Origin of the sequence: Oribacterium sp. HCP3S3_B9, from assembly GCF_052064255.1 — a bacterium.
GTDB lineage: Bacteria > Bacillota > Clostridia > Lachnospirales > Lachnospiraceae > Oribacterium.
The window spans coordinates 19,732-44,892 of record NZ_JBQHVY010000018.1 but is presented as its reverse complement, the minus strand read 5'-3'; the positions used below and the strand labels follow the sequence as shown (position 1 = coordinate 44,892).

The 25,161-nt window shown below is 49.4% G+C and carries 25 protein-coding genes and 1 other RNA gene; 21 read left to right on the top strand and 5 right to left on the bottom strand.

Annotated features, from left to right (window positions below):
- Positions 1-326: 326 nt before the first annotated feature.
- The 5 genes from kduI (at position 327) to uvrA (ending at position 5,842) form a co-directional block, all read left to right on the top strand.
- Positions 327-1,172, top strand: coding sequence for a 5-dehydro-4-deoxy-D-glucuronate isomerase (gene kduI, locus ACTNC3_RS09125; protein WP_410042206.1), 846 nt, complete (start codon positions 327-329; stop codon positions 1,170-1,172).
- 151 nt (positions 1,173-1,323) lie between these two features.
- Complete coding sequence (locus ACTNC3_RS09120) at positions 1,324-1,875, top strand: SEC-C metal-binding domain-containing protein (protein WP_441227224.1); 552 nt, start codon at positions 1,324-1,326, stop codon at positions 1,873-1,875.
- Between the two features lie 188 nt (positions 1,876-2,063).
- Complete coding sequence (locus ACTNC3_RS09115) at positions 2,064-2,261, top strand: cold-shock protein (protein ID WP_410042208.1); 198 nt, start codon at positions 2,064-2,066, stop codon at positions 2,259-2,261.
- Between the two features lie 176 nt (positions 2,262-2,437).
- On the top strand, positions 2,438-2,938 hold the full coding sequence (locus ACTNC3_RS09110) for a Gx transporter family protein (RefSeq protein ID WP_441227223.1): 501 nt from the start codon (positions 2,438-2,440) through the stop codon (positions 2,936-2,938).
- A gap of 72 nt (positions 2,939-3,010) precedes the next feature.
- Complete coding sequence (gene uvrA / locus ACTNC3_RS09105; RefSeq protein ID WP_441227222.1) at positions 3,011-5,842, top strand: excinuclease ABC subunit UvrA; 2,832 nt, start codon at positions 3,011-3,013, stop codon at positions 5,840-5,842.
- Between the two features lie 13 nt (positions 5,843-5,855).
- Here the strand turns inward: uvrA and ACTNC3_RS09100 are convergent, their stop codons facing one another.
- Entirely contained in the window at positions 5,856-6,377 is a 522-nt protein-coding gene (locus ACTNC3_RS09100; protein ID WP_441227221.1) for a helix-turn-helix domain-containing protein, read from the bottom strand.
- A 373-nt stretch (positions 6,378-6,750) separates the two neighbouring features.
- Positions 6,751-7,096, bottom strand: a transfer-messenger RNA (tmRNA) gene (gene ssrA, locus ACTNC3_RS09095).
- 440 nt (positions 7,097-7,536) lie between these two features.
- Between ssrA and ACTNC3_RS09090 the strand changes: the two genes are divergently transcribed.
- From ACTNC3_RS09090 to guaA, 3 genes are all read left to right on the top strand, one after another.
- Positions 7,537-8,901, top strand: a complete 1,365-nt coding sequence (locus ACTNC3_RS09090; protein WP_441227220.1) for an NCS2 family permease — start codon at positions 7,537-7,539, stop codon at positions 8,899-8,901.
- A gap of 421 nt (positions 8,902-9,322) precedes the next feature.
- Positions 9,323-10,717, top strand: coding sequence for a magnesium transporter (gene mgtE / locus ACTNC3_RS09085; protein WP_441227219.1), 1,395 nt, complete (start codon positions 9,323-9,325; stop codon positions 10,715-10,717).
- 113 nt (positions 10,718-10,830) lie between these two features.
- Positions 10,831-12,372, top strand: a complete 1,542-nt coding sequence (gene guaA / locus ACTNC3_RS09080) for a glutamine-hydrolyzing GMP synthase (protein ID WP_441227218.1) — start codon at positions 10,831-10,833, stop codon at positions 12,370-12,372.
- 88 nt (positions 12,373-12,460) lie between these two features.
- Here the strand turns inward: guaA and ACTNC3_RS09075 are convergent, their stop codons facing one another.
- On the bottom strand, positions 12,461-13,102 hold the full coding sequence (locus tag ACTNC3_RS09075; RefSeq protein WP_441227217.1) for a helix-turn-helix domain-containing protein: 642 nt from the start codon (positions 13,100-13,102) through the stop codon (positions 12,461-12,463).
- Between the two features lie 202 nt (positions 13,103-13,304).
- Between ACTNC3_RS09075 and ACTNC3_RS09070 the strand changes: the two genes are divergently transcribed.
- The 6 genes from ACTNC3_RS09070 to ACTNC3_RS09045 all read left to right on the top strand — a co-directional run bounded on the left by ACTNC3_RS09070 (position 13,305) and on the right by ACTNC3_RS09045 (position 18,851).
- Positions 13,305-13,499 carry a helix-turn-helix domain-containing protein gene (locus ACTNC3_RS09070; protein ID WP_441227216.1) on the top strand — a complete coding sequence of 65 codons (195 nt, stop codon included), beginning with the start codon at positions 13,305-13,307 and terminating at the stop codon, positions 13,497-13,499.
- A complete protein-coding gene (locus tag ACTNC3_RS09065; RefSeq protein WP_441227215.1) occupies positions 13,499-14,563 on the top strand; it encodes a tyrosine-type recombinase/integrase in 1,065 nt (354 codons plus the stop codon). The genes ACTNC3_RS09070 and ACTNC3_RS09065 overlap by 1 nt, the downstream gene beginning before the upstream one ends.
- Positions 14,535-14,906 (top strand): plasmid mobilization protein, encoded by a 372-nt coding sequence (locus ACTNC3_RS09060; RefSeq protein ID WP_441227214.1) that lies wholly within the window; start codon positions 14,535-14,537, stop codon positions 14,904-14,906. Before ACTNC3_RS09065 ends, ACTNC3_RS09060 begins: the two co-directional genes overlap by 29 nt.
- A complete protein-coding gene (locus ACTNC3_RS09055) occupies positions 14,893-15,627 on the top strand; it encodes a CHC2 zinc finger domain-containing protein (RefSeq protein WP_441227213.1) in 735 nt (244 codons plus the stop codon). The genes ACTNC3_RS09060 and ACTNC3_RS09055 overlap by 14 nt, the downstream gene beginning before the upstream one ends.
- Entirely contained in the window at positions 15,611-16,936 is a 1,326-nt protein-coding gene (locus ACTNC3_RS09050) for a VapE domain-containing protein (protein ID WP_441227235.1), read from the top strand. Before ACTNC3_RS09055 ends, ACTNC3_RS09050 begins: the two co-directional genes overlap by 17 nt.
- Before the next feature lie 370 nt (positions 16,937-17,306).
- Complete coding sequence (locus ACTNC3_RS09045) at positions 17,307-18,851, top strand: MobA/MobL family protein (protein WP_441227212.1); 1,545 nt, start codon at positions 17,307-17,309, stop codon at positions 18,849-18,851.
- A 100-nt stretch (positions 18,852-18,951) separates the two neighbouring features.
- Here the strand turns inward: ACTNC3_RS09045 and ACTNC3_RS09040 are convergent, their stop codons facing one another.
- Positions 18,952-19,161 carry a helix-turn-helix transcriptional regulator gene (locus ACTNC3_RS09040; RefSeq protein ID WP_274939910.1) on the bottom strand — a complete coding sequence of 70 codons (210 nt, stop codon included), beginning with the start codon at positions 19,159-19,161 and terminating at the stop codon, positions 18,952-18,954.
- Position 19,162: 1 nt separating this feature from the next.
- The gene (locus ACTNC3_RS09035; protein WP_441227211.1) at positions 19,163-19,576 is read right to left on the bottom strand and encodes a hypothetical protein; all 414 of its coding nucleotides are present in this window, start codon (positions 19,574-19,576) and stop codon (positions 19,163-19,165) included.
- Positions 19,577-19,762: 186 nt separating this feature from the next.
- Here ACTNC3_RS09035 and ACTNC3_RS09030 point away from each other — a divergent pair, with 186 nt between their 5' ends.
- The 7 genes from ACTNC3_RS09030 to ACTNC3_RS09000 all read left to right on the top strand — a co-directional run bounded on the left by ACTNC3_RS09030 (position 19,763) and on the right by ACTNC3_RS09000 (position 25,062).
- Positions 19,763-20,353: a TetR/AcrR family transcriptional regulator gene (locus ACTNC3_RS09030; RefSeq protein WP_441227210.1), complete on the top strand. Its 591-nt coding sequence runs from the start codon at positions 19,763-19,765 to the stop codon at positions 20,351-20,353.
- Between the two features lie 27 nt (positions 20,354-20,380).
- A complete protein-coding gene (locus tag ACTNC3_RS09025) occupies positions 20,381-21,133 on the top strand; it encodes a YhfC family intramembrane metalloprotease (RefSeq protein WP_441227209.1) in 753 nt (250 codons plus the stop codon).
- Between the two features lie 173 nt (positions 21,134-21,306).
- The gene (locus tag ACTNC3_RS09020) at positions 21,307-22,632 is read left to right on the top strand and encodes an MATE family efflux transporter (protein ID WP_441227208.1); all 1,326 of its coding nucleotides are present in this window, start codon (positions 21,307-21,309) and stop codon (positions 22,630-22,632) included.
- A gap of 12 nt (positions 22,633-22,644) precedes the next feature.
- Positions 22,645-23,655 (top strand): LacI family DNA-binding transcriptional regulator, encoded by a 1,011-nt coding sequence (locus ACTNC3_RS09015; protein WP_441227207.1) that lies wholly within the window; start codon positions 22,645-22,647, stop codon positions 23,653-23,655.
- Positions 23,636-24,001 (top strand): winged helix-turn-helix domain-containing protein, encoded by a 366-nt coding sequence (locus ACTNC3_RS09010; RefSeq protein ID WP_317313357.1) that lies wholly within the window; start codon positions 23,636-23,638, stop codon positions 23,999-24,001. Before ACTNC3_RS09015 ends, ACTNC3_RS09010 begins: the two co-directional genes overlap by 20 nt.
- Positions 24,002-24,430: 429 nt before the next feature.
- Positions 24,431-24,670 carry a hypothetical protein gene (locus ACTNC3_RS09005; RefSeq protein ID WP_410042216.1) on the top strand — a complete coding sequence of 80 codons (240 nt, stop codon included), beginning with the start codon at positions 24,431-24,433 and terminating at the stop codon, positions 24,668-24,670.
- 11 nt (positions 24,671-24,681) lie between these two features.
- Positions 24,682-25,062, top strand: a complete 381-nt coding sequence (locus ACTNC3_RS09000; RefSeq protein ID WP_410042217.1) for a hypothetical protein — start codon at positions 24,682-24,684, stop codon at positions 25,060-25,062.
- Positions 25,063-25,161: the final 99 nt, after the last annotated feature.

The following is a 25,161-nucleotide window of genomic DNA, read 5'->3' as shown; positions in this document are numbered from 1 at the left end:
GACCTGCAACAGAAGCCATACGTAGAGAACGTGTGAAATCAAGTCGGGTCCCCTTAGCGGCACTTGGTGTTATCTCTCCCTGGAACCCTCTAGCAACGCTGAGTTTTCATAAAGAAAACTCAGCGATTGCAGAGGGCCTAGTGCCGCTTAGGGTCCCCGGCTTAGATTGAACCGGTCTCGGAGTACTGTGCTTCTGTTGCAGGTCTTCTGAGGTAATTCGCTGAACTGTCGAAAAACCGTTTGCAAAACCGGTTAACTAGAGTATACTAGAGATGCTTGAAACAGATACAAAACACGTGGCGCACAGCCAGATACAGGAGGTTTTTATGGATATTCGTTACAGTGCAAACCAGAGAGATGTGAAGCGGTACACAACACAGGAGCTTCGGGATGAGTTCCTGATCACCGGTCTTTACAAGCCGGATGAGGTCGTTGCGGTATACTCACACGTTGACCGTATGGTGACCTTCGGATGTATGCCGGTACACGAGGTCGTTTCCCTCGATAAGGGCATCGACTGCTGGGCAAACTTCGGTACACACTACATCCTCGAGCGCCGCGAGATCGGTATCTTCAACATCGGCGATGGCGCTGGTAAGATCGTCGTTGATGGTACAGAGTACAAGCTCGGCTACAAGGACTGCCTCTACATCACGAAGGGTGCGAAGGAAGTGCTCTTCTCCTCTGACGACGCAGAGAAGCCGGCGAAGTTCTACATGGTTTCCGCACCGGCACACGTAAGCTACGAGACGAAGCTGATCACCATGGCCGAGGCAAATCATCGTCCATGTGGCGAGCCTGAGCTGGCCAATGCTCGTGTGATCAACCAGTTCATCCACCCGGATGTTCTCAAGACCGCGCAGCTCAGCATGGGTATGACCGAGCTTCAGCCGGGTTCTGTATGGAACACGATGCCGTCACATACGCATGAGCGTCGTATGGAGATCTACACCTACTTCGAGGTGCCGGAGGATCAGGTTGTCTTCCACCTGATGGGTGAGCCGACCGAGACCAGACACATCGTGATGCATAACTATGATGCTGTGATTTCTCCGTCATGGTCTATCCACAGCGCTGCAGGTACACACAACTATACCTTCATCTGGGCGATGGGCGGCGAGAACCAGGAGTTCGATGATATGGATACCATCTATACTCCGGATCTCAGATAATTAGAGCATAAAAAATTGATATTTCCAGAGGTCCGTGGTACTATAAAGTTCTGTGTGGTCCACGGACCTTTTTGTGTGCCTGTGTATCCTGCGGGAAGACGGCCACAGATGAATTTATATAGAAAGAACCCGTGATGGGTGAGGAGAATTTATGGCAACATTACTTGAAAACTGGAGAACGAAGGCATACGGCGATGGTCTTTCCAAGGCCGAGCAGGAGACACTCTGGCAAGAGTATTTCGCTCTGGAGAAGGGCTTCTATGAGGAAGTTCTGAAGGATCCGAGCCACGTATATGAGGGCACGGTCAAGGAGCTCGCGGATCACTTCGGCATCGACGTTTTCCACTTCACAGGTGTGCTCGATGGTATCGATGATTCCTTAAAGGGCTATCACAACCCGATCGACACCATGGATGAGGATACACAGGTGAAGATCGAGATCGATCCGGAGACCCTGTACTACAACATGGTCGAGGCGAAGGCAAGTTGGCTCTACGGTCTTCCTGAGTGGGATGCGATCCTTTCCGAGGAGAAGCGTCACGAGCTCTACCGCAAGCAGAAGGCATCCAACACCATCCGTCGTGAAGGCAAGAAAATCTACCCGAACGACCTCTGCCCATGCGGATCCGGCAAGAAGTATAAGAAGTGCCACATGCGCATCGATCAGGAGAACGAGCTGAAGGCATTTGCTTCCGCGAACTGATCCCTGCCTGGGCAGGCACGCTGATGGAGACATTGGCGACGGCCTGTGGACGCTGTGTTTCTGACCCGAAGGCTATGTCCGAAAACGCAGATCGAGACGCGTGAACATTCGATTGACGCAGAATTTTGATTATGCTAAGATGAAATTCGTGCAGCGATAAGGCTGCAGATTTTATGGAGGTAGACACAATGAAGGGTACAGTTAAGTGGTTCAACAATCAGAAGGGCTACGGCTTCATCTCTGATGAGAATGGCAAGGACGTTTTCGTTCACTATTCAGGACTCGCTGGAGACGGTTTCAAGTCTCTCGATGAGGGCCAGAAGGTAGAGTTCGACGTTCAGGACGGCGCTAAGGGACCTCAGGCAGTCAACGTAGTAAAGCTTTAATTTTTTTCCAAGTACCTTAATTGTAAGCATATATCGTTACAAGAATAGTATTTTGAACTAAAAGAAGCAATGACGGTATCCATTTGGGTGCCGTCTTTTCTTTTGGCGAGATCTCCGTTATAATCGGCGGCATGAGCGTGGGGATTCGCCCCGAAAACATGCGAAAAGGGTGATTTATGAATGCACGAAAAACAAGTTTATATGGGATGCTGCTGGCGCTTGCGATGGTGCTGAGCTACGTTGAGGCCATGATCCCGATCAACATCGGCGTGCCGGGCGTGAAGCTGGGCCTTCCGAACATCGTGACGGTGATCGGCCTCTACTCGATCGGTGCGCTGCCGACGCTTGTGATCAGCTTCCTCCGCATCCTCCTCGTCAGCTTCATGTTCGGAAACACGATGACACTCGCGTACTCGATCGCCGGCTTTGCACTGAGTTTTGGGACAATGCTTCTGATGCGGAAGGCAGGTGGCTTTCACCGTACCGTCGTGAGCGTCAGTGGCGGTGTGATGCATAACGTCGGACAGCTGCTGGCGGCTGTGGCGTTGCTGCACAGTCAGGTGCTGTTTTACTATCTGCCGGTACTGATGGTGGCCGGGGTGATCGCCGGTGCGCTGATCGGCCTCGTGGCCGGACTCATCACCGAGCGGATCCAGCTGTTTCTTCGGAACTCTTGAATATTATTTTAAAGCGTGGTAAAATAATCCGACAAACGTTTGTTTGCCGGATTATTTTTGAGGATATTTCTTATGGGTAAGAACTATATAAAAATTCGAGGTGCCAGTGAGCACAATCTGAAGCATGTGGATGTGGATATCCCGCGCGATGAGCTGGTCGTGATGACCGGCCTCTCCGGCTCCGGAAAGTCCTCCCTCGCCTTTGATACGATCTATGCAGAGGGACAGCGTCGGTATATGCAGTCCCTGTCATCCTATGCGCGTCAGTTTCTGGGCCAGATGGAGAAGCCGGCGGTGGACCTCATCGAGGGTCTCAGCCCGGCGATTTCGATCGATCAGAAGTCGACGAACCGGAATCCGCGTTCGACGGTCGGTACCGTCACGGAGATTTATGATTATATGCGTCTTCTGTACGCACGCGTCGGCACGCCGCACTGTCCGAAGTGCGGACGCGAGATCAAGCGCCAGACGGTGGATGAGATCGTGGATCAACTGCTTCTGATGCCGGAGGGCACCCGGATTCAGCTGCTGGCACCGATTGTCCGCGGCAAGAAGGGCATGCATGAGAAGGTGCTCGACTCGGCCCGCCGCTCCGGCTATGTGCGTGTACGTGTGGACGGAAACATGTATGAGCTTTCGGAGGATATCAGCCTCGATAAGAACATCCGCCATACCATCGAGATCGTGGTCGATCGTCTCGTGATCCGCGAGGGAATCGAGGCACGTCTCACGGAGTCCATCGAACAGGTCATGGGCCTGACCGGCGGTCAGATGACCGTCGACGTGATCGGCGGTGAGCCGGTGAACTTCTCGACGAGCTTCGCCTGCCCGGACTGTGGCGTTTCCATCGACGAGATCGAGCCGCGCAGTTTCTCCTTTAACAACCCCTTCGGTGCCTGCCCGGAGTGCAGCGGGATCGGCTATAAGATGGAGTTTGATCTGGCACTGATGATTCCGGACGAGAGCCTGAGTCTGAACGAAGGAGCGATCACCGTTCCAGGCTGGATGAACTCGAAGGATGAGGGCAGCTTCACGCATGCGATGCTGGTGGCACTCAGTGAGGCCTATCATTTCAGCCTCGACACGCCATTTCAGGACTACCCGCCGGAGATCCGCTCGATCATCCTGGACGGCACGAAGGGCGAGAAGGTGACGGTGCACTATGCGTCCCAGTTTGGAAAGGGTAATGTGCATCAGGTGGCCTTCGAGGGCCTGCTGGCCAATGTAAACCGCCGTTACCGTGAGTGCTTTTCCGAGCGTATGCGTGCGGACTATGAGCAGTACATGCGGATCACCCCATGTGCACTCTGCCATGGCGCACGTCTGAAGGCCTCGAGTCTCGCCGTAACGATCGCTGATCTCAATATCTACCAGGCGACGGAGCTCTCCATCGAGCACTTCTATCACTGGATCGAAGAGATCCGGCTGACGCCGATGCAGCATCAGATCGCGGATGAGGTCGTGAAGGAGATCCGGAGCCGCATTAAGTTCATGCTGGATGTCGGCCTCGATTACCTGACCCTGAGCCGTGCCGCCGGTACCCTTTCCGGTGGTGAGGCGCAGCGTATCCGCCTCGCGACACAGATCGGCTCCGGTCTCGTCGGGGTCGCCTACATCCTCGATGAGCCGAGTATCGGCCTGCATCAGCGGGATAACGATCGTCTGATTGCGACGCTGAAGCACCTTCGTGACCTCGGGAATACCGTGATCGTCGTCGAACATGATGAGGATACCATGCGTGCCGCCGATTACATCGTCGACATCGGACCGGGCGCCGGTTCGGAGGGTGGTGAGGTCGTCGCGACCGGTACGGCGGAGGAGATCATGCAGAATCCGCGCAGTATCACCGGAATGTACCTCAGCGGTAAGCTGAAGATCGAGGTGCCGAAGACGCGTCGGAAGCCGAACGGCTGGATCACTGTGAAGGGTGCCAGCGAGCATAATCTGAAAAACATCGATGTTCGCTTCCCGCTCGGTGTCTTCACCTGTGTAACCGGTGTATCCGGTTCCGGTAAGTCCTCGCTCGTGAATGAGATCCTCTATAAGACCCTGGCGAAGAAGCTGAATCGTGCGCGGACGATTCCGGGCCGCTATAAGTCGATCGAGGGCGTGGAGCAGCTAGATAAGATCATCGCGATCGATCAGTCGCCGATCGGACGTACACCGCGCTCGAATCCGGCGACCTATACCGGCGTCTTCGATATGATCCGGGACCTCTTTGCGGGTACACCGGATGCGAAGGCACGTGGCTACAGTAAGGGCCGCTTCTCCTTTAACGTACGCGGTGGACGCTGCGAGGCCTGCCAGGGGGATGGTATCGTGAAGATCGAGATGAACTTCCTGCCGGATGTATATGTGCCGTGTGAGGTATGTAACGGAAAGCGTTTCAACCGTGAAACCCTGGAGGTGAAGTATAAGGGGAAGAACATCTATGATATCCTCGAGATGACCGTCGAGGAGGCGCTGGATTTCTTTAAGAATGTGCCGAGCATCACCCGTAAGATTCAGACACTCTATGATGTCGGCCTCGGCTATGTGAAGCTGGGGCAGCCGAGCACCGAGCTTTCCGGTGGTGAGGCGCAGCGAATCAAGCTCGCGACTGAGCTCAGCCGTCGTCCGACTGGAAAGACCATCTATGTGCTGGATGAGCCGACCACCGGACTGCACTTCGCGGATGTGCATAAGCTCGTCGTCATGCTCGACCGTCTCGCGGAAAACGGGAACACCGTCATCGTCATCGAGCATAACCTCGATGTCATCAAGTGTGCGGACTATATCATCGATATCGGTCCGGAAGGCGGTGACCGTGGCGGTACAGTGATCGCAGAGGGTACACCGGAAGAGGTTTCGAAGGTGAAGGAATCCTACACGGGTCACTACATCCGACAGTACCTGAAAAAATAAAAAACCGGAGAATTCAGTTCTCCGGCTTTTTCTCCGCGACGGAGGTCTCCGCCCAGGGCTCGAAGTAAAGCCTACTGTTCTCGATTTTCTCTATCATGTCTTTTCCAGGTGCTTCGTCATAATGGGCATAGAGCTCGGAGCGTTTCAACAGGGTACGAAAGCCCTCTACGAGCACTTCGACGGCCCGGTCGCGCTCAGACATGACCGGCATGGCCAGGTTCGCTGCGAAGAGTGTGTTGGCATCGACATTCAGCGCCCGAAGGAGACAGACCAGCTGGTCCTGATTCGGGTGCTTCGGCGTGTTCTGAAACCTGCTTTTATAGGCGGTTTCAAACTGCGAGATCATCGCGCTCGGAATACCGGTGATCGCCGAAAGATCATCCTGCGTCAGATCCGCTTCGAGGCGAAGCCGTTTCAGCGTCTGGCCGAAGATGCCCCAGTCGAAGTGATAATCCCGGTTGTTATAGATTGGATCCTCCGTATATACAGTATTTTTCTTATGCTTTGCACGAGGTGCAGTCTTTTTCATAGCCATAGCGTACAGTACTCCTTGCTTCGAGCAATCATGGTGCTTTCTATCAGAATTTTATAAGCTGTGCTCGGATAAAGTAACTTGCTACGCGGTATGGAACTATAGCTATGAAGTATAGTTCCCGCAAAAATTCTATAGCAGACAGCAGAAGAAGACAGATTAACTTTGCATCGAAGCTATAGCATGGTGCCGTGATAAAGTTCAGTGCTCCTTAGAAAATCTTTCGATAACGGACAGAGGAGTGGATGAATGCTTTATTCAGGAAGCAAAAAAAGACTCGAAAACACGCATCGTAAAAAATCGTGTCCTCGAGTCTTTTTATGTAAACATAAAAATGCATATCCTGACCTTCTGATGAGTTCGGATATGCACTATTAAGTGGACCAGACGGGAGTCGAACCCGTGTCCGAAAATGAATTCCCTCTCCTTCTACTATCGTAGTACACTTTAAAGATTCCCCACCATCAAAGGATGTGCACGTCCTTTGGTGGCCGGTATTCTCTGGATACACCCGTTAAGAGGAGAAACTCTTAACGTCGTTTCTCACATAGATGAGGCCAGATTCTCGATGTGTGAGTGCATCGAGGCTGACCACACAGCACTTAGGCTGCGTATGCTAATTCGTTATTGTTAGCGTTTATATTTAGGTTTGAAGTTTAACGCGACTGTCTTTCGGATAGCTTCTAAAGCTGCATCATCCCCGTCGAAACCGGTACTAGCCCATATTCACTTATCAAAGTGCGTTGAGCAAAGGAAAACCGTAGTGACTTCCTTGCTTTCAAACACATTCTATCGAATTGTATCCGCTTTGTAAATAAACCGCTGGTTGATTTCACAGATATTTAACAGTTCAGCGTGTGGCTTCAGCGCATCGTGCAGAGCTGCTGGATCTCCGTTGGCCTGAATGTGATTATGAATAGTTCATATATTTCTGTGATGCTACACATAAAATTGAGTTATATCGACGAAAAGCAGCGAAAATTCGAAAACGCTTTCAGATTTCTGACATTTTTCTGTCGTACTGTGTTAAACTAGATTCTGTTCTTTTTTAAGGGGGTGACGAGTGCTGTTTTAATTGCCAAACTACCAGCACTGGTCAAATGTAACCTGTGGATGGCGCAGAATCAGCTCTGTGCCGTTTAAAACAAGGAGGCTATTTCGTATGGAAAAGTTTTTCAAGCTGAAAGAAAAAGGTACGGATGTACGTACCGAGATGATTGCCGGTATCACGACATTCATGACCATGGCCTATATTCTGGCCGTTAACCCGAGCATCCTCGGAGCCACTGGCATGGACTCCGGTGCGATCTTCACGGCGACAGCATTGGCTTCGGCGATCGCGTCGTTCTGCATGGCATTTCTCGCAAACCTTCCGTTTGTACTGTCAGCAGGTATGGGACTCAATGCGTACTTCGCGTACACCGTCGTTCTGGGCATGGGCTACTCCTGGGAGGTTGCGCTGACCGCTGTATTTGCAGAGGGTCTCGTCTTCATCCTTCTGTCACTGACGAACGTTCGTGAGGCGATCTTCAACGCGATTCCGCAGACACTGAAGTATGGTGTTTCCGTCGGTATCGGTCTGTTCATCTGCTTCATCGGTCTTCAGAACGCCCACATCGCAGTGGATTCTGCCACACTTGTGACCATCTTCAGCTTTTCACAGTCTGTAAAGGCTGGTACCTTTAACTCAGAGGGTATCACCGTACTGCTGGCACTGATCGGTATCATCATCACCGGCTACCTCGTGATCAAGGGTGTAAAGGGTAACATCCTGATCGGTATCTTCGTGACCTGGATCCTCGGTATTCTCTGCCAGCTGGCAGGCATCTACGTACCGAATCCGGATGCCGGCTTCTACAGCCTGATCCCGTCCGGTGTCGTTTCCATGCCGGCATCGATTGCACCGACCCTGTTCAAGTTTGATTTCTCCATCATCGCAGAGCATCCGCTTGACTTCTTCTCGGTACTGTTCGCATTCCTGTTCGTCGATATCTTCGATACACTCGGCACCCTGATCGGCTGTGCTTCCAAGGCAGACATGCTCGATGAGGATGGCAAGCTTCCGGAGATCAAGGGCGCACTGCTCGCAGACTCCATCGGTACCATGGTAGGTGCCTGCCTCGGTACTTCCACCATCACGACCTTCGTTGAGTCCAGCTCCGGTATCGCAGAGGGTGGCCGTTCCGGTCTCACCGCGGTCGTTTCTGGTCTCTTCTTCCTGCTTGCACTGTTCTTCTCCCCGATCTTCCTGGCGATCCCGAGCTTCGCGACCGCTCCGGCACTGGTCATCGTCGGATTCCTGATGATCCAGCAGGTCGTAAAGGTAGAGTGGGATGACCTTCTCGAGGCGATCCCGGCATACATCGCGATCTTCGCGATGCCGTTCCTGTACTCCATCTCCGAGGGTATCTCCCTGGGTATCATCTCTTATGTACTGCTTCACGTACTGTCCGGAAAGGGCAAGTCGGTTACACCGCTGATGTATGTACTGGCGATCCTCTTCGTACTGAAGTACGCTATGCTGTAAACCTTCGTTTTACCACCGCCGGGGCGGCTTGCCCCGGCGGTTTTTTGATGTTATAGTTACTATGTAAAAAACTGAACAAAGGAGGATAAGTATATGGACAGTTGTGATAGTGGAAGTCGAAGTACACACGATGATGGATTCGGGCTTGTATACTATGTGAACGCAGAGCACTTAGGCCTCTTTTGCAGGCGTCTTGAGTGATTCGTACCGAATCGGTCGCTGATTGATGATGAACAGCCTGGTATGCCTTTTGTATGTCGGAGGCGGAGCAGCTGTAAACATCCATTGATTGATGCGCCCTTATATAGGATAGAAGCCTTCATCCATCGTTGAGACTGAATTCACAACTTTTGATTGTGCACAGCTTTCGTGACGGTGGATTTTTTGTGCCCTTTTTTCGGGGGAGAAAGGAGGCTTCATCATGATGAAGGAAGTTTTAAAGGAACCTGTATTTACCGAGGAGATCGTAAACATCGTACGCTCATCGCACTCCCTGGATGAGATGCGCGAGGAGCTCCGCGGCTACCATGAGAACGATATCGCGCAGAGCTTCGAGCTCCTGAACCGCGCGGAGCGGAATCTGCTTTATACGGCGCTTGACGCGGAGTGGCTCGCAGAGGTTATCTCCTATCTGGATAATCCGTCCGAGTACATCGGGGAGATCGGGATCGTGAAGCTCGCGGAGATCATCAACGAGATGGACGCGGATGATGCGATCGATCTCTGGGAGGATATCGACGAGAGCGTGCGCGTCAAGCTTCGTCCGATGATCGACGACGAGACGAAGACCGAAATCCGCCTCATCAATTCCTACGACGACGATGAGATCGGAAGTCTCATCACGACGAATTATATCCGCATCCGCCGGAATCTCACGATCCGCCAGGCGATGCACGAGCTCATCCAGCAGGCCGGTGATAATGACAATATCTCCACCATCTATGTGGTGGATGACCGCAAGCGTTTCTGCGGCGCCATCAGCCTGAAGGACCTCATCATTGCCCGTGACAACGTGCCGCTCGAGTCGATCATCAGTGATTCCTATCCGTACCTGAAGGACCACGAGAAGATCTCGGAGAGCATCGAGAAGATCAAGGACTACGCGGAGGATTCCCTCCCGGTGCTGAACCAGGATCACCGGATCGTCGGTATCATCACGGCGCAGGATGTCACCGAGGCCGTCGACGACGAGATCAGTGAGGACTACGCAAAGCTGGCAGGTCTCTCCTCCGAGGAGGACCTGAACGAGACCACGCAGGAGAGTGTGAAGAAGCGTCTGCCATGGCTCGTCATCCTGCTCTTCCTCGGCATGGTGGTGTCGTCGGTGGTCGGTGCCTTCGAGGGCGTCGTGGCGATCCTCCCGATCGTCATCTGCTTCCAGTCGCTGATCCTCGACATGGCCGGTAACGTCGGCACCCAGTCGCTCGCGGTGACGATCCGTGTGCTCATGGACGAGAACCTCGATGCGAAGGATAAGTGGCATCTGATTGCGAAGGAGATGAAGGTCGGCTTCTGCAACGGCACCCTGCTCGGTGTGCTGGCCGTGCTCTTCCTCGGCGTGTACATCGCGCTGTTTAAGGGCTATACCTTTGGAAGGGCAATGCTGATCTCCGGATGCGTAGGCATTTCCCTGCTGGTGGCGATCGTGATCTCAAGCCTGGTCGGCACCCTGGTCCCGATGTTCTTCCATAAGGTGAAGGTGGACCCGGCGGTGGCGTCCGGTCCGCTCATCACGACGGTAAACGACCTCGTGGCGGTTGTGACTTATTATGGTCTCGCATGGCTTCTCCTCATCGAGATGCTGCATATTGTATAAAATATAATTCGTATCTTGCGCATGAAAGTAGCGTCGCATATAATAATTTAATGACAAAAAATCTTCCGTTTTGATGTTTTAAATAGAAGAATGTATGCTAGCAAAGGAGCGTTATGGCAAAAGAACTCGTCGTCGTACTGGACTTCGGTGGACAGTACAACCAGCTAATCGCAAGACGAATTCGTGATCTCGGTGTCTATGCCGAGGTGCATCCGTCTTCCATGGGCCTCGATCAGTTGAAGGCTCTGAACCCGAAGGGAATCATCTTTACCGGCGGACCGCAGTCCGTGTATAAGGAAGAGTCCCAGCATATCGACCCGGCCATCTTCTCGATGGGAATCCCGATCCTCGGCATCTGCTACGGTGCACAGCTGATCGCGTATGAGCTCGGCGGCGTCGTTAAGACCGCACCGGTTTCCGAGTATGGACACACGAAGGTGCTCGTCGATCGTCAGGATTCCGTACTGCAGGGCATCTCCGATGAGACCACGATGTGGATGTCCCACACGGATTACATCGCCGAGGTACCGGAGGGCTTCCATATCATCGCCCATACCGCAGACTGTCCGGTGGCCGGCATGGAAGATCCGGCACGTCAGATCTACGCCGTACAGTTCCACCCGGAGGTACAGCACTCCGTCGAGGGACACAAGCTCTTCCATAACTTCCTGTATGATGTCTGCAAGTGCGCAGGCGACTGGAAGATGGAGACCTTCGTACAGGATAAGATCCAGGAGATCCGCGAGACCGTAAAGGATGGTAAGGTACTGCTCGCACTGAGCGGCGGTGTCGATTCCTCTGTAGCCGCGACCCTGATGGCAAAGGCCATCGGTAAGCAGCTGACCTGTGTATTCGTTGATCACGGTCTGCTTCGTAAGAACGAGGGCGACGAGGTCGAGTCCATCTTCGGACCGAACGGCCAGTATGACCTCAATTTCATCCGTGTGAATGCCGGACCGGAGTATTTCGAGAAGCTCGCCGGCGTGACCGAGCCGGAGCAGAAGCGGAAGATCATCGGTGAGCAGTTTATCCGTGTCTTCGAGCGTGAGGCGAAGAAGATAGGTGCCGTCGATTTCCTCTGCCAGGGAACGATCTATCCGGACGTCGTAGAGTCCGGCCTCGGTAAGGGTGCTGTCATCAAGTCACATCACAATGTCGGTGGCCTGCCAAAGGATGTCGAGTTCAAGGAGATCATCGAGCCGTTACGCCTCCTCTTCAAGGACGAGGTTCGTCGTGTCGGCCTCGAGCTCGGACTGCCGGAGTATCTCGTATACCGTCAGCCGTTCCCAGGCCCAGGTCTCGGCGTACGTATCATCGGAGAGGTCACCCCGGAGAAGGTGCGCATCGTACAGGACGCCGACGCCATCTACCGTGAGGAGATCGCGAAGGCCGGTCTCGATCGTCAGATCAACCAGTACTTCGCAGCGCTCACGAACGTCCGCTCCGTCGGCGTCATGGGTGACTTCCGTACCTACGACTATGCCGTCGTACTGCGTGCCGTCGAAACCGACGATTTCATGACCGCAGAAGTGACGAACATCCCGTTCGAAGTACTCAAGAAGTGCATGAACCGCATCATCAACGAAGTAAAGGGCGTAAACCGCGTATTCTACGATCTTACGAGCAAACCGCCTGGAACCATCGAGCTGGAATAAATGTTGAAAGTCCGGAAACCAGCATAAACACTGGGCTTCCGGACTTTTTCTATGTCTCGTGAGTACATTTTGAGTACACTTTTCAAAATTATTCCGTTTCAGAGTCGGCATCATCGCCGTGATCACAGGTCTTATCCAGTTTCTTCTGAGACGCCTGCAGGTCTAGCTCGATCTGCTCCAGCATCTCACGAAAATCATCAGCGACATATTTCTCATCTTCAGAAGAATTTCCTTTTGTCAGCAGCTCCTGATCCTTCAGATATCCTTCACGGTATAAACCTTCCCAACGAATAAAATCAGACAGGACAGATGAATCTGTCACTTTTAGTGCTGGCAGCATATTCCTATTCTCATCTTCCTGGCCAGCCACAGCAAAATACTGCGAGAGTACCGGGGACAGGCGGATGCAGCATTGCTCTTCTTTGAAGGCACCATATCTGTCTTTCGGACCATCAACCTGAATCAGTCCGGCTTTATAAGCAGTCATCAATAATCCCATCAGATCTCCGCGTGTTTCCAGACGGAAAGCGCTCTGATCCATTCCATAGATCGCACTGAAGTTTACGTTCAATGCAGCTGCAATCTTCTCGACCTGAGGAGGGAGCGGCTGCATTTTATTTGTCTCGTATTTTCGGATGGAAACAGGATGGATTCCTGTCAATTCTGCAAGTTCTCCCTGTGTAATACCCCGCTGTTTGCGGAAATATTTTATTTTTTCGCCGATTGTCATCGTATGTAATTCCCCTCTTCTCTTCGTATTCCGTACATATGCCTGGTCCATATAGGCTCGGGAGATATCTGTCACTACATAAAACATATCACAAACATAGCGACTTGGCTACAAAATTTCCGTTAAGACATTGACGTAGCGAGAACGCTACAATATAATGAATGTAGCTAGTAAGCTACAAAACAACAGGAGGAGGAAACACATGAGATCGGAAATGAATTTTGTGACAGCGGAACAGCTCGCAGAGATAATGGGAATTTCCAAAGGGCACGCCTACAAGATTATTCACGAGCTGAATGAAGAACTGCAGACCAAAGGATTCCTGACAGTATCCGGAAGAGTGCCCCGCAAGTATCTGGAAAAACGATGCTATGGAATCGAGGAGGTGACCACCTGATGAAACCTGAAAAAGACAAGAAGACAGGAAAATGGCTGATTCAATATCGCTATCGTGACTGGACGGGAAAGCTCAGAAAGAGCATGAAGAGGGGATTTAACACGAGAAGGGAAGCCGAGGAATGGCTTCGGAATTTCCTGCTGAAGCAACAGAGCGATTTCGACATGAGGTTTAAGGACTTCGCGGATCTGTACTTCAAGGATATGGAAGCGCGGCTCAGGGAGCACACCATGATCAATAAGCACTACATTATGGATGACAAGGTGCTTCCGTATTTCGGAGAAAAGAAAATGAATGAGATAACTCCGGCTGATATTCGCAAATGGCAGACGGAACTCATCAACAAGGGATATTCCAAGACGTATCGGAAGACCATCAATAACCAGCTCAGCGCAATTTTTAATTACGCGGTCCGCTATTATGGACTGAAGAACAATCCGTGCAGGACCGCGGGCAGTATGGGAAAAAGCAAAGCTGATGAGATGAGCTTCTGGACCAAAGAGGAATTCAATGCATTTGCCGACTGCGTTATCGATAAGCGGGAATCCTGGCTGGCATTTCAGATTCTGTTCTGGACCGGGATGCGGATCGGGGAACTGCTGGCGCTGGAAATCAATGATGTAAATCTGCAGACCAGAGTGATCTCTGTTACCAAATCCTATCAACGGCTAAGAGGAAAAGACATTATTACACCGCCTAAGACACCGAAGAGCATCCGTGACATCACAATCCCTGAATTCCTGGTAGAGGATATCCGCGATTATCTGGAAGACCGTTATGATCCGGATCCGGATGAACCACTGATTCCTGTTACCAAGACCTTTCTGGAGAAGGAGCTGCAGCGCGGGATCAAGGTCAGCGGAGTCAAGAAGATCCGGATTCATGATTTGCGGCACAGCCACGCAAGTCTTCTGATTGAACTTGGTTTCTCACCAAAGGAGATTGCGGACCGGCTCGGACATGAAAAGATCGAAACGACACTGAATACGTATTCCCATCTGTATCCCAACAAGCAGGCGAAAATCGCGGAAAGGCTTGACCGATTCGGCAGGGAGGAGGAATAAAAAGAGCTGTGAAAACAAGGACAGAAAAAGAAACCGGATTCTGAATTTTCGGGTTTCGGAAGAGGAACTTCGCCTGATTGATGCAAAAGTCGCAGTCAGCGGACAGGCCAAGGGTGATTACTTCATCAGGATGCTCTATGGAGAGACGGTTGTGATCCGCGCAGGCAAGTATCAGAGTGACCGTCTGGCTGTGGAACTGAAAAAACTCCGGACAGCACTGGAGAAGGTATCGGATCTGGAAGAAATACGTGACGCAGTTGAAAGGTGCAGTGCTCTTGTGGAAGAAATGATCCGCATCAGTACCAAAACACCGGACAAGGATAATTCGCATGGGAAATCCTGAAAAAGTAAAAAGAACTGCCCCGAAATCAGCTGGTGGCACAGCTGAGGGGCGGTTCCAATCAAAAAATGACATTCATAGTATAGCGAACCAAAGAAGCAGCGACAATATTTTTCAGACAATAAAAAACAAAATAACCACAAGAGAGGCGGCAGAATTTTACGGGCTGAAGGTTGGAAGAAACGGGATGGCGTGCTGCCCGTTTCATCCGGATCGTAATCCAAGTTTGAAGGTGGATGAACGGTTTCACTGTTTCGGATGCGGAGCAGATGGCGATGTGATTGACTACGCGGCAAAGCTGTTTCATCTGACAAATATTGAGGCAGCCAGAAAACTGGCAGGAGATTTTGAAATTCACATATCAGAAAAAACATTTCGGCCAATACGATCCCCGGCGGCAAAGCAAAGACAGACTGATTGCAGAGTCAATGAGAAATTCGAAAGGTGGCGGTCCTGGGCGATCAGTGTCTTGACGATGTATGTGAACAGTATGCAGGGTTGGAAAGAACGGTTTGCCCCGAAATCCGAATCGGAGGAGTGGAATCCGCTGTTCATGGAATCCCTCAGCAATCTCGACGCATATAACTATTTTCTGGACGTTCTCTATTACGGATCAGATGCGGAACAGAGAGGATTCTTTCTTGAAATGAAGGAGGTCATCAGAAATCTTGAAAGACGAGAACAAAAATGGAACAGAGAATCTGCAGATGGAAGACCTGCTTGATCAGGAACTGCGGAATGCGGGGAGACTATCTGTGGAAGATGTCACAAAGGAACTGGAACAGACCGAAAAGGGACTGCCAAGGCAATCTATTCAGAACTGTGTGACTGTGCTTCAGAAGGATCCGATTCTTGCTGGCAGTATCCGCCGGAACGAGCTGACCGACAAGATAGAGATCGTAAAGAATGTCGGCTGGAAACGCCGGGGAGAAGCAATCACAGATACAGATGTCAATCAGATCCGACTTTATCTGGAAAACCATTACGGACTGACGAGGGAAAAGCAGATCCGTGCAGCACTGGACATTGTCAGCAGTGAGAATTCCTTTCATCCGATCCGGGACTATCTGAACACATTGGAATGGGATGGCGTGGAACGGATCCGTCATCTGCTTCCGAAATACCTTGGTGCAGAGGAAAGTGATTACGTCTATGAAATGACAAAGCTGATGATGCTCGGAGCAATCAGCAGAGCATTTCGTCCCGGCTGTAAATTTGAAATCATGTTGTGTCTCGTCGGCGGGCAGGGAGCTGGAAAGTCAACGCTTCTTAGATTCCTGGCAATTCGTGACGAATGGTTCACCGATGATCTTCGGAGACTGGATGATGACAATGTCTATCGGAAAAGGCAGGGTCACTGGTTCATCGAGATGGCGGAAATGCTGGCGACCACCAGCGCCAAGAGCATTGAACTCATCAAATCATTTCTGAGCAGGACAAAAGAAACATATAAGATTCCGTACGAGGTTCATCCGGAAGACCGGCCACGGCAGTGTGTCTTTCTAGGGACATCCAACAACGTGAATTTCCTACCGTACGACAAGACAGGAAACCGGCGATTTGCCCCAGTGCAGATTGATGCGAGTCGTGCGGAACATCATCCGCTCGAAAATGAACAGGAATGCCGTCAGTATATTATCGACTGCTGGGCAGAGGCAATGACCATTTATCGAAGCGGAGATTTCAAGCTGACATTTCCGAAGGAGATGGAGGAAACCGTCAGGGCTATGCAGATGGAATATATGCCGGACGATTCCACATTCGGTGTGATTCAACATTTTCTTGACACATTCAGCGGAAACGAAGTGTGTGCCATTCAGATCTATGAAGAGGCATTTGGCCAGACCTATGATCCGAGAAACCGCAGCGTTCTGCAGCCAATTTCCAATACGATGAATGCAGGTATGCCGGGCTGGAGCACGAAAACAAAATCCCACAGATTTGCGAATTATGGGACACAGAGAGCATGGATCAGACTGACAGAGGAAGAAGGATTCATGCAGGTGCCGGATAATGCAGACATTCCTTTCTGAGAGACGATGAAATTGTAAACGAGTAAACGTAAACGAGATAAAATAAATGTTTTTTGCTTCGTTTACAGTTTACGTTTACAAATCTGATTGAAGAAGCAGACGAACAGATGCAAAGAAAAAAGCAATGCCGGAAACGGCAATCAGAAATCAAAATTCACGCCGGATAAGGCGATAATCCGGCAACAGCCGAAAGAAAAAATCATGCAAGCTCAGATCAGAAACATTTCAAAACTCACACAGGAAACAAATCAGAAGAGCCCTCGGCGACTGAGAGCGAAATACTCCCTTTGCACAAACCTGCGGTTTATACAAAGGGTTTCGTCCTCCGGAGGCCCTCCGGGGGCTCGCAATAGCGAGAGGAGAGAAATCCATGCCAAGACATTCCTTCATCAGGATGACAAAGCTGACCGACGTGAAGGGACGTGTGGACTATATCAGCAATCCGAAAAGACAGGAACATCTGTATGCCGTCTACACCACAGTAAAGTCGGAGTTCTGGCAGTATCTGTCGGAACAGGCGCAGCACGATTTCTGGAAGAGCAATCAAAAGACGGGCAAGTGTATTGAAGGGCGGGAGCTGATCATCGCCCTTCCGGAAAGCCTGCGAGAAAAAGATCCGGAGCTTCTGCTCCAGTTGTTTGCAGAGACGTTCCGGCAGAAATACGGCGTGCAGTGTACAGCAGCGCTTCACCACAATAAGGCAATGACCAACTATCACATCCACTTAGTCTTTGCGGACCGGGAAATGCTTGAGAAGACAGACGTGAAGCGGGCAGGCCGGAACATGTTTTTCGATGAAGCAGGACGTCATGTTCGGACGAAAAAGGAAATTTTAGATGTGGACGGCAATGTCAGACCGGGATGCCGGATCCTGGCGAAAGGCGAGATCTATGACATCAAGTGGTTCTCCGGAAGAAAGGACGTGTTCAAGAACCGGAACTTTCTCGATGATGTAAAGGTGATGTACACGGATCTGATCAACAAGGTCGTGGACCGGGAGGAAGACAAACTGCAGATCTTTGATGCATCCGGCCCCTATCTTGCCACAAAGAAGATCGGGAAAAATAATCCGAAAGAGGAAGAAATCCGCAGCGACAATCAGCTCCGTCAGGAATGGAATCAGACTGTAGATCAGATTCTGATTGCTGGCGGCAGCCAGGAGGAAGTGACGGAGTTCAAGCAGGAGGAAGTCGTCCAGAGGGTATCGGAATCTGTAAAGACGCATGGTGTGCAGCCGGGGCTTCTGGCGGAGATTTTAAGGAGAGCCATCACAATACTTAAGGAATTTCTGGATCTTCTGATGCAGCCCGTAAAGGAAGAAACAGACGCTGGCGGTATAAGGGAAAGCTCTGACAGGCCGGAATCTGTATTGCCGGGGAAGCAGAAGGCTGAGCGCCCGGATTCCCGTGAAGCGGAGTTTCGGTTCATGCGGATCGAATCGGTTCACCGGCAGCTCAATAAGACCAACCGCAAGCTCTATGCACTGCAGAAACAAAGAGAAACGGTCCGGCTGGCGCTGGATCATACACCGAAATCCATCTTTCATCACAAAGAGCGGAAGGAACTGCAGGAGCGGGTTGACGGACTGGAGCGCCAGATCAGGTTATGTAGGAATCAGTTATTCCTGATTGTGGATGCCAACGGGTACGGAAGCATAAAGGAAGCGGAGCAGGAATACCGGCTGGCAAAGAGGGCACTGGAACAGGCCCGCAGGGTACAGGAAGAATGGAATGGAACTACCCTGCTGGATAAGGATATTCATGAGCTGCAAAAGCAGCGGATGAAGGAGCAGAAAACAAGTGTACTGAAGCAACTTGCGGCAATGACAACAGAAGCCCCTAGACGCAACATGAACCATGCAGATAAGAAATTATCTGGAAAAGAGGCAAGTCTATTTATTAGTATGCATAAATAAAATTTCTAATCGGCAGAAAAGAAATATAATGCCGAAATATCGGGGGAGGGGATAGAATCAAATAAACTATACTTTGCTTTTTGCCTGAAAACGGAACCACCTATTTACCTCCGTCTGTGAAGGTGAATAATTCCTCGACAGTAACGTCAAATACTCTTGCGATATCCATTGCCAGCTTTAATGAGGGATTATATTTACCGTTTTCCAGATGAACAATTGTCTCCCTCCGGGCACCAACTTTCTCCGCAAGATCCGCCTGCGTTAATCCTGCTTTTTCACGGAATTCTTTTATTTTTGTAACAAGTGCCACCTCATACTCCCTTCTGATCCATTACCTTGAAAATGATAATTCGCAGTATGGAAATGATGATCAGCGAAATCATAATAACCCAGCCCATGAAAGATGCAGTATTAGCTACATGCCCCAATGTGCCGTCAATAAATGCAGTCAAAACCATTACTACTGCAAATATTTTCAGACAGATGGAGTCACATCTTTTTAAATTTGCTCTTGCAAGCTCATCGATGGGTTCTTTGTGAAATTTCCGGATTCTGTATGATATCAGGAAAATAAAACAGATGATCCCTCCTGCGACAGCATTTTGAATATACGTGTAGGATTCTTTCCAATCCGTTCTTACCCAGCACCAATAGTAGAATGTTAAACCAATGGTAAGAACTGCAGTTTCTGTCATCAATTCTGTAATACTGACTTTTTTATTCATAATGCCTCCTGTGTGATATATTTGTCACCTGATGTTATAAATATATCACACTAAAATTACTTGTCAACAATAAATGTGATAAATAATTCACTTTGCGGATGTGAATTTACAACTTGCTGTGTGACCCAAAGTTCACTATAATGGGAGTGAACTTTGGGTCACATTATACTGGTAGAAGGAGCGGACATGGCAAAGGATACGAGGAACAGAATTCTAGAAGCGTCACTTGAGCTTTTTGCAAAAAACGGTTATGCGGCAACGAATGTCAAGGACATTTCCGATGCGGTAGGAATTGTAAAGTCTGCTTTTTACCGGCATTTTGCCAGTAAAGAAGAAGCTTTTGATGCAGTTATGGAAATGATGGCTTCCTACTATGAAGAAAATATGGGTTCGACCAGTAGAATGCCGCCCGTACCGGATAGCATGGAGGAGTTGAAGCAGCTTACGATGAAAATGGTGAATTTTACCGTTCACGACGAAAGAATCATTCAAAGCAGAAAACTCCTGCTGGCGGAGCAGTTTCACGATGAAAGGGTCCGTGATCTGGCAAACTACTATTTTCTCTACGGAACAGAATCGATGTTTACAAAAATCTTTTCCGGGATGATGGAGAAGGGAATCATCAAAAGATGCGATCCGGCTATACTGGCCTTTTCCTATACTTCGCCGATTACGGCACTGATTCATCTTTGTGACCGTGAGCCGGCAAGGGAATCTGAGGCAATGGAAAAGCTAAAAGCATTTATCGACCAGTTTACAGCAGAATATGACGCATAATCCGTGTGGAAGAACAAAGGGGGCATCATGATTATAGGAAATAACGTTGTGCTTATTGTTACTTTTATTTTCGCCATTGCATTTCCGGCAGCACTTTTGATCTGGTGGAAGAAGCATACGGGAGAATCGATCTGGTCATTTGCTGCAGGTGCGATCTGTTTTGTCCTATTTGCTATGGTGCTGGAAAATCTGCTGCATCAGGTATGTTTAGGTCAAAACAATGCAATCTCTGCAAAAATTCTGGCCTCACCGGTTCTATATACACTGTATACAGCTTTTGCGGCAGGGATCTTCGAAGAAACCGGGAGACTATTCGGATTCAAGGTCCTTCTGCGCAGAAAGAATGATTATTCCTGTGCGGTCGCATACGGTATCGGGCACGGTGGAATCGAAGTGATCCTGATACTGGGCGTATCCTATCTGACCATGCTTCTTGCCATTGCCGGGGTGAACGTGGGCGATGCAGCAACAACGGCACTGATTGCAGCAAATGCGCAGAGTATTACGATGGCAGGAGCGGGGATCGCGATGTTTGAGAGGATTTCTGCCATGATGATTCATGTCGGACTGTCCATGCTTGTTTTTACGGCGGCACGAAGCCGCAAGTCCTTCTGGCTTTATCCGGTTGCGATCGTGCTTCACGCCATAGCCGATGTGCCGGCGGCTTTGTACCAGTACAAAGCGGTATCGTCTCTGGCTATGGTAGAAGGAGGGGCTTTCGCGATCGGGCTGATCTGCCTGTTGGCGGGAATACGTGCATTGAGAAGAGGGGAAGCTTAGATGGAGTATATCAGGGTTAGCAAAGAAAACCTGGAGGAGCATTATCTGATTTACAGAACGTAAGTCAGACAGTGCTCTTTTTTACGTCTTATACTGACATGGGTTACGCGATTAATCTATTGTGACATGGGCATTTTTTAATACTATAGAACAAAAGCGTAAAGGAGCATCCCATGTCAGATAAAAAATTCTTACAAGATGTGCTGCGCATCTCCATACCCGTGGCATTACAATCCATGCTGCAGTCTTCCTTTTCCATGGTCGATCAGATCATGGTCGGTCAGCTTGGAGATAAAGGTGTTGCTGCAGTTGAAATTGCCGGAAAGCCCGGTTTTATTTATGCGTTCGTCATTGGAGCAATCAGTACGATCACAGGAATCATGATCTCGCAGTACATTGGCAACCATAACAGAGAAGCAGAGGAAAAGAGCATCTGTATCAATTTTCTGGTGATGATATTAACCGGGCTTACCTTTCTATCTGTTTTCAGTCTTTTCCAGAATCCGTTCGTGGGAATGTTTACGGAAGAAGAGCAGGTAATCGCAGAGGGCAGCACATATCTCGGGATTATCTCATGGACATTCATTCCGCTGGGGATCTGTAACATTCTGGGGACAGCCCTGCGATGCCGGGACAAATCAACCTGGCCGCTTTATATCGGCATTTTTTCTGCTTTGCTCAATACAGTTTTAAACTACTGCTTTATATTTGGAAATTTTGGCGCGCCGCGTCTTGGAATAGCAGGCGCCGCATATGCGAGTGTCATATCCCAGGCAGCAGGAGCACTGATTTCCATCCTGTGTTTTTGCAGATTATATGGGCGGATTCGTATTTCGTTAAGCCTTGGAAAGGCAGGATATTCGCAGTACTTTCTGATGCTTCTGCCGATTGTTTTGAATGAGTTTTTCTGGTCCGTGGGACAAAGCGTATACACATATGTTTATGGGCATATGGGGACTAATGAACTGGCAGGAATGTCGTTGACGGGCGCTGTTCAAGGCCTGACCATGGGAGCATTAAGCGGCCTGTCTCAGGCAGCCGGGATTCTGATCGGCAAAAGGCTGGGCAGCAGGGAATATGATGCTGCTTATGAGGATTCCAAAAAGCTATGCTGTCTTGGAGTGGCCGGATCACTGGTCTTCACGCTGTTATTGATTTTGATCAGAAATCCGTATGTTCAGCTGTTCAACGTATCAGGAGATGTTCGCGGAATTGGCGCAGATATTATGGCAGCATTTGCGATCCTGATGCCTGTGAAGGTACAGAATATGATACTGGGAGGCGGAATCATCCGAAGCGGCGGAAAAACAAAGTACGTCATGATGATTGACATGATGGGAACCTGGCTGATCGGCGTACCTCTGGCGCTGCTTACAGGATTGTATTTTAAGATTCCGGTTATCTGGGTCTATTTTGTTTTATCGCAGGAAGAACTGGTCCGTCTGATCGTATCTGTTTTTATGTTCAGAAGCAGAAAATGGATGCATACGCTACAATAACTGGTGATGAATATGTGGGATGAAAAGAAGATCCGGATTATTGATATTGCGGATGAATTGGGCGTCAGTACAGCGACTGTTTCCAATGTCATCCACGGCAAAACAAAAAAGATATCCGACGCAACTGTCAGACGGGTACAGGAAAAACTCGTTGAAAGGGGATATATTCCGAATATGGCCGCGACGCTCCTTTCGCAGAACAATTCGCGGATTGTCGGAGTGGTCATAAATAATCATCCGAAATATGAAGGACATGTTCTGGAAGACCCGTACATCAGCAGTGCGGTCAATGCGTTATCGGACGCACTGGAAAGCCATGGCTATTTTTTAATGCTGAAGAAGACAAGTGACATTATGGATATTGTCCCCTTTGCATCCATGTGGAATATGGATGGAATGGTAATCATGGGGTTCTGTGAAGATGAGTATCAGAAGCTTCGTGACCGCATCAGGATACCATTTGTTGTATATGACGGTTTTTTCCAGAATGACAGAAACATCTGCAACCTGATGCTGGATGATTATGACGGAGGAAGGCAGGTCGGTGCGTTTTTCAGAGAAAACGGGAGAGAGAAGATATTATTTATAGCGGATAATCGGCTGCAACCGGATTTTGACAGATATGAGGGACTTTGCTCCGGGTACGGAAGAAAAGTGAATTTTATGGAAGTACCTATGAGTAAAAAAGAAAGACAGGCACATTATCGGGATATCTTACCGGTATTTCGGGATTATGATTCGGTGTTTGCCGCATCGGATTATTATGCGGTTGAAATCATGTACTTTTTGATTCACGCGGGGGTACGCGTCCCGGAAGATATCTGGGTTGTGGGATTTGACGACATGGAGTTATGTAGAAATGTCATGCCGCAGTTATCATCCGTCCGGCAGGATGTGTTTTTGCGCGCGGGAAAAGCAGTGGAGTATCTGGATCGGATGAAAACAGACAGAAGCTATTCTGTAACGGACAAAAATCCGGTACAGTTCGTTCCGCGGATGAGCTGTGGAAGAAGATCATATTGAAAGGAATAAAGCCGGCTGCAAAGTGGAATATCGTGGGGACGATGATGGATTTACGGTAAGATTCCACCGTCGCTGCGGAGAAGGCTGGGGGACAGGCTTGAGTGCCAATGTCATTCACGGTGGCACTTACGATGGTACTCACGATGAAGAAAAAATAAGAGAATCCTATGAATCTGGCATTCTCTCAATGGTGAAGTCAAATAACAGAATTACCCGGAAAGAAATGGCGGAAAAGTTATCCATCAGTCTCCGTTCTCTTCGAAGGATAATTAACAAAATGGATGAATTACATTACGTTGGAAGCGGAAATCACGGACATTGGGAGATCAGGCATGATCAATATTGACTTCGAGCAAGATGACGATAGGGCGACTGATTCAGGCAAAGAAGTCAGTGGGTACAAATTGGGGACACCAGCTGCGAAGCAGTTTGAAGCCGTGAGTACATTTTGAGTACACTTTGAGTGCGATATAAATTAGCGTGATCCAAAGAAGTGATAAAACCGAAGAAAAGTAGCACAGACGCTACACAAATTACGCAGATTTCTTTATGGAGACTCGAACTCGAATAATTTCTCAGAGGCTGAAACCCACGGATTTTCGCGGGTTTCAGCCTCTTTTTTTGTTCGGTGACAACCAAATGACAACCGGATAAAAAGGATACCATCCTTGACTCGGGGTATTGCGGATAAAATGACAATCGGTCAAGATTGACAAACTTATGAAAAATGTTATGCTGGTGGTGGGATATCCCACTACATCTGGAGGTAATCATTATGGAAGCAGTTAAAAATTATGATGTACATATCGACAGCAAAAAACGGGTAACTCTCCGTGGGGCTAGATATCAGTATTACAATGTCAAAGAATATGATAATGGATGCATTATGCTGGAACCTCGCGAACTGGCTATTCCAGAAGAGATTTCATCCAGAACCCTTTCTGGCATGGATCAGGCAATTCGCAACTTTAAGCTCGGTCAGGTATCGGATCCCGTGGACCTTTCTGATTTCTGAGGTATGGTGGGATGAAGTTTAATATCAGAATGGGCCTACCGGAAATGGAGGCTTTATGGTCGAGACTGCAGAAAGAGCATAGAGCGGGGACAATCAGTAAGATGGATGCTTCACTCTATAAAAAGTTAGGAAAGACGTTGAAACTTCTGGCCGAGAATCCAAGACATCCAGGCTTACAGACACATGATATTCCGGAATTGACGAATCGCTACGGGGAACGTGTCTGGCAGTCTTATCTAGAAAATAAAACAAGTGGAGCGATGCGGATCTATTGGGTATATGGACCGGATCAAGAGTCTATAACAATTATCGGGCTTGAGCCGCATCCGGAAGATAAGAAAAATGGTGCTTATACTCGAATAGCGCTTTCAGAACTGCCTCCACTTGAGTAATTTTCGTTACCTGAATATCCAACTCTATGCTATACTGGTTACATGTCGAACTCGAATAAACACACGAATCCCTGTAAGTCTTGAAAGGACAAGGTTTAC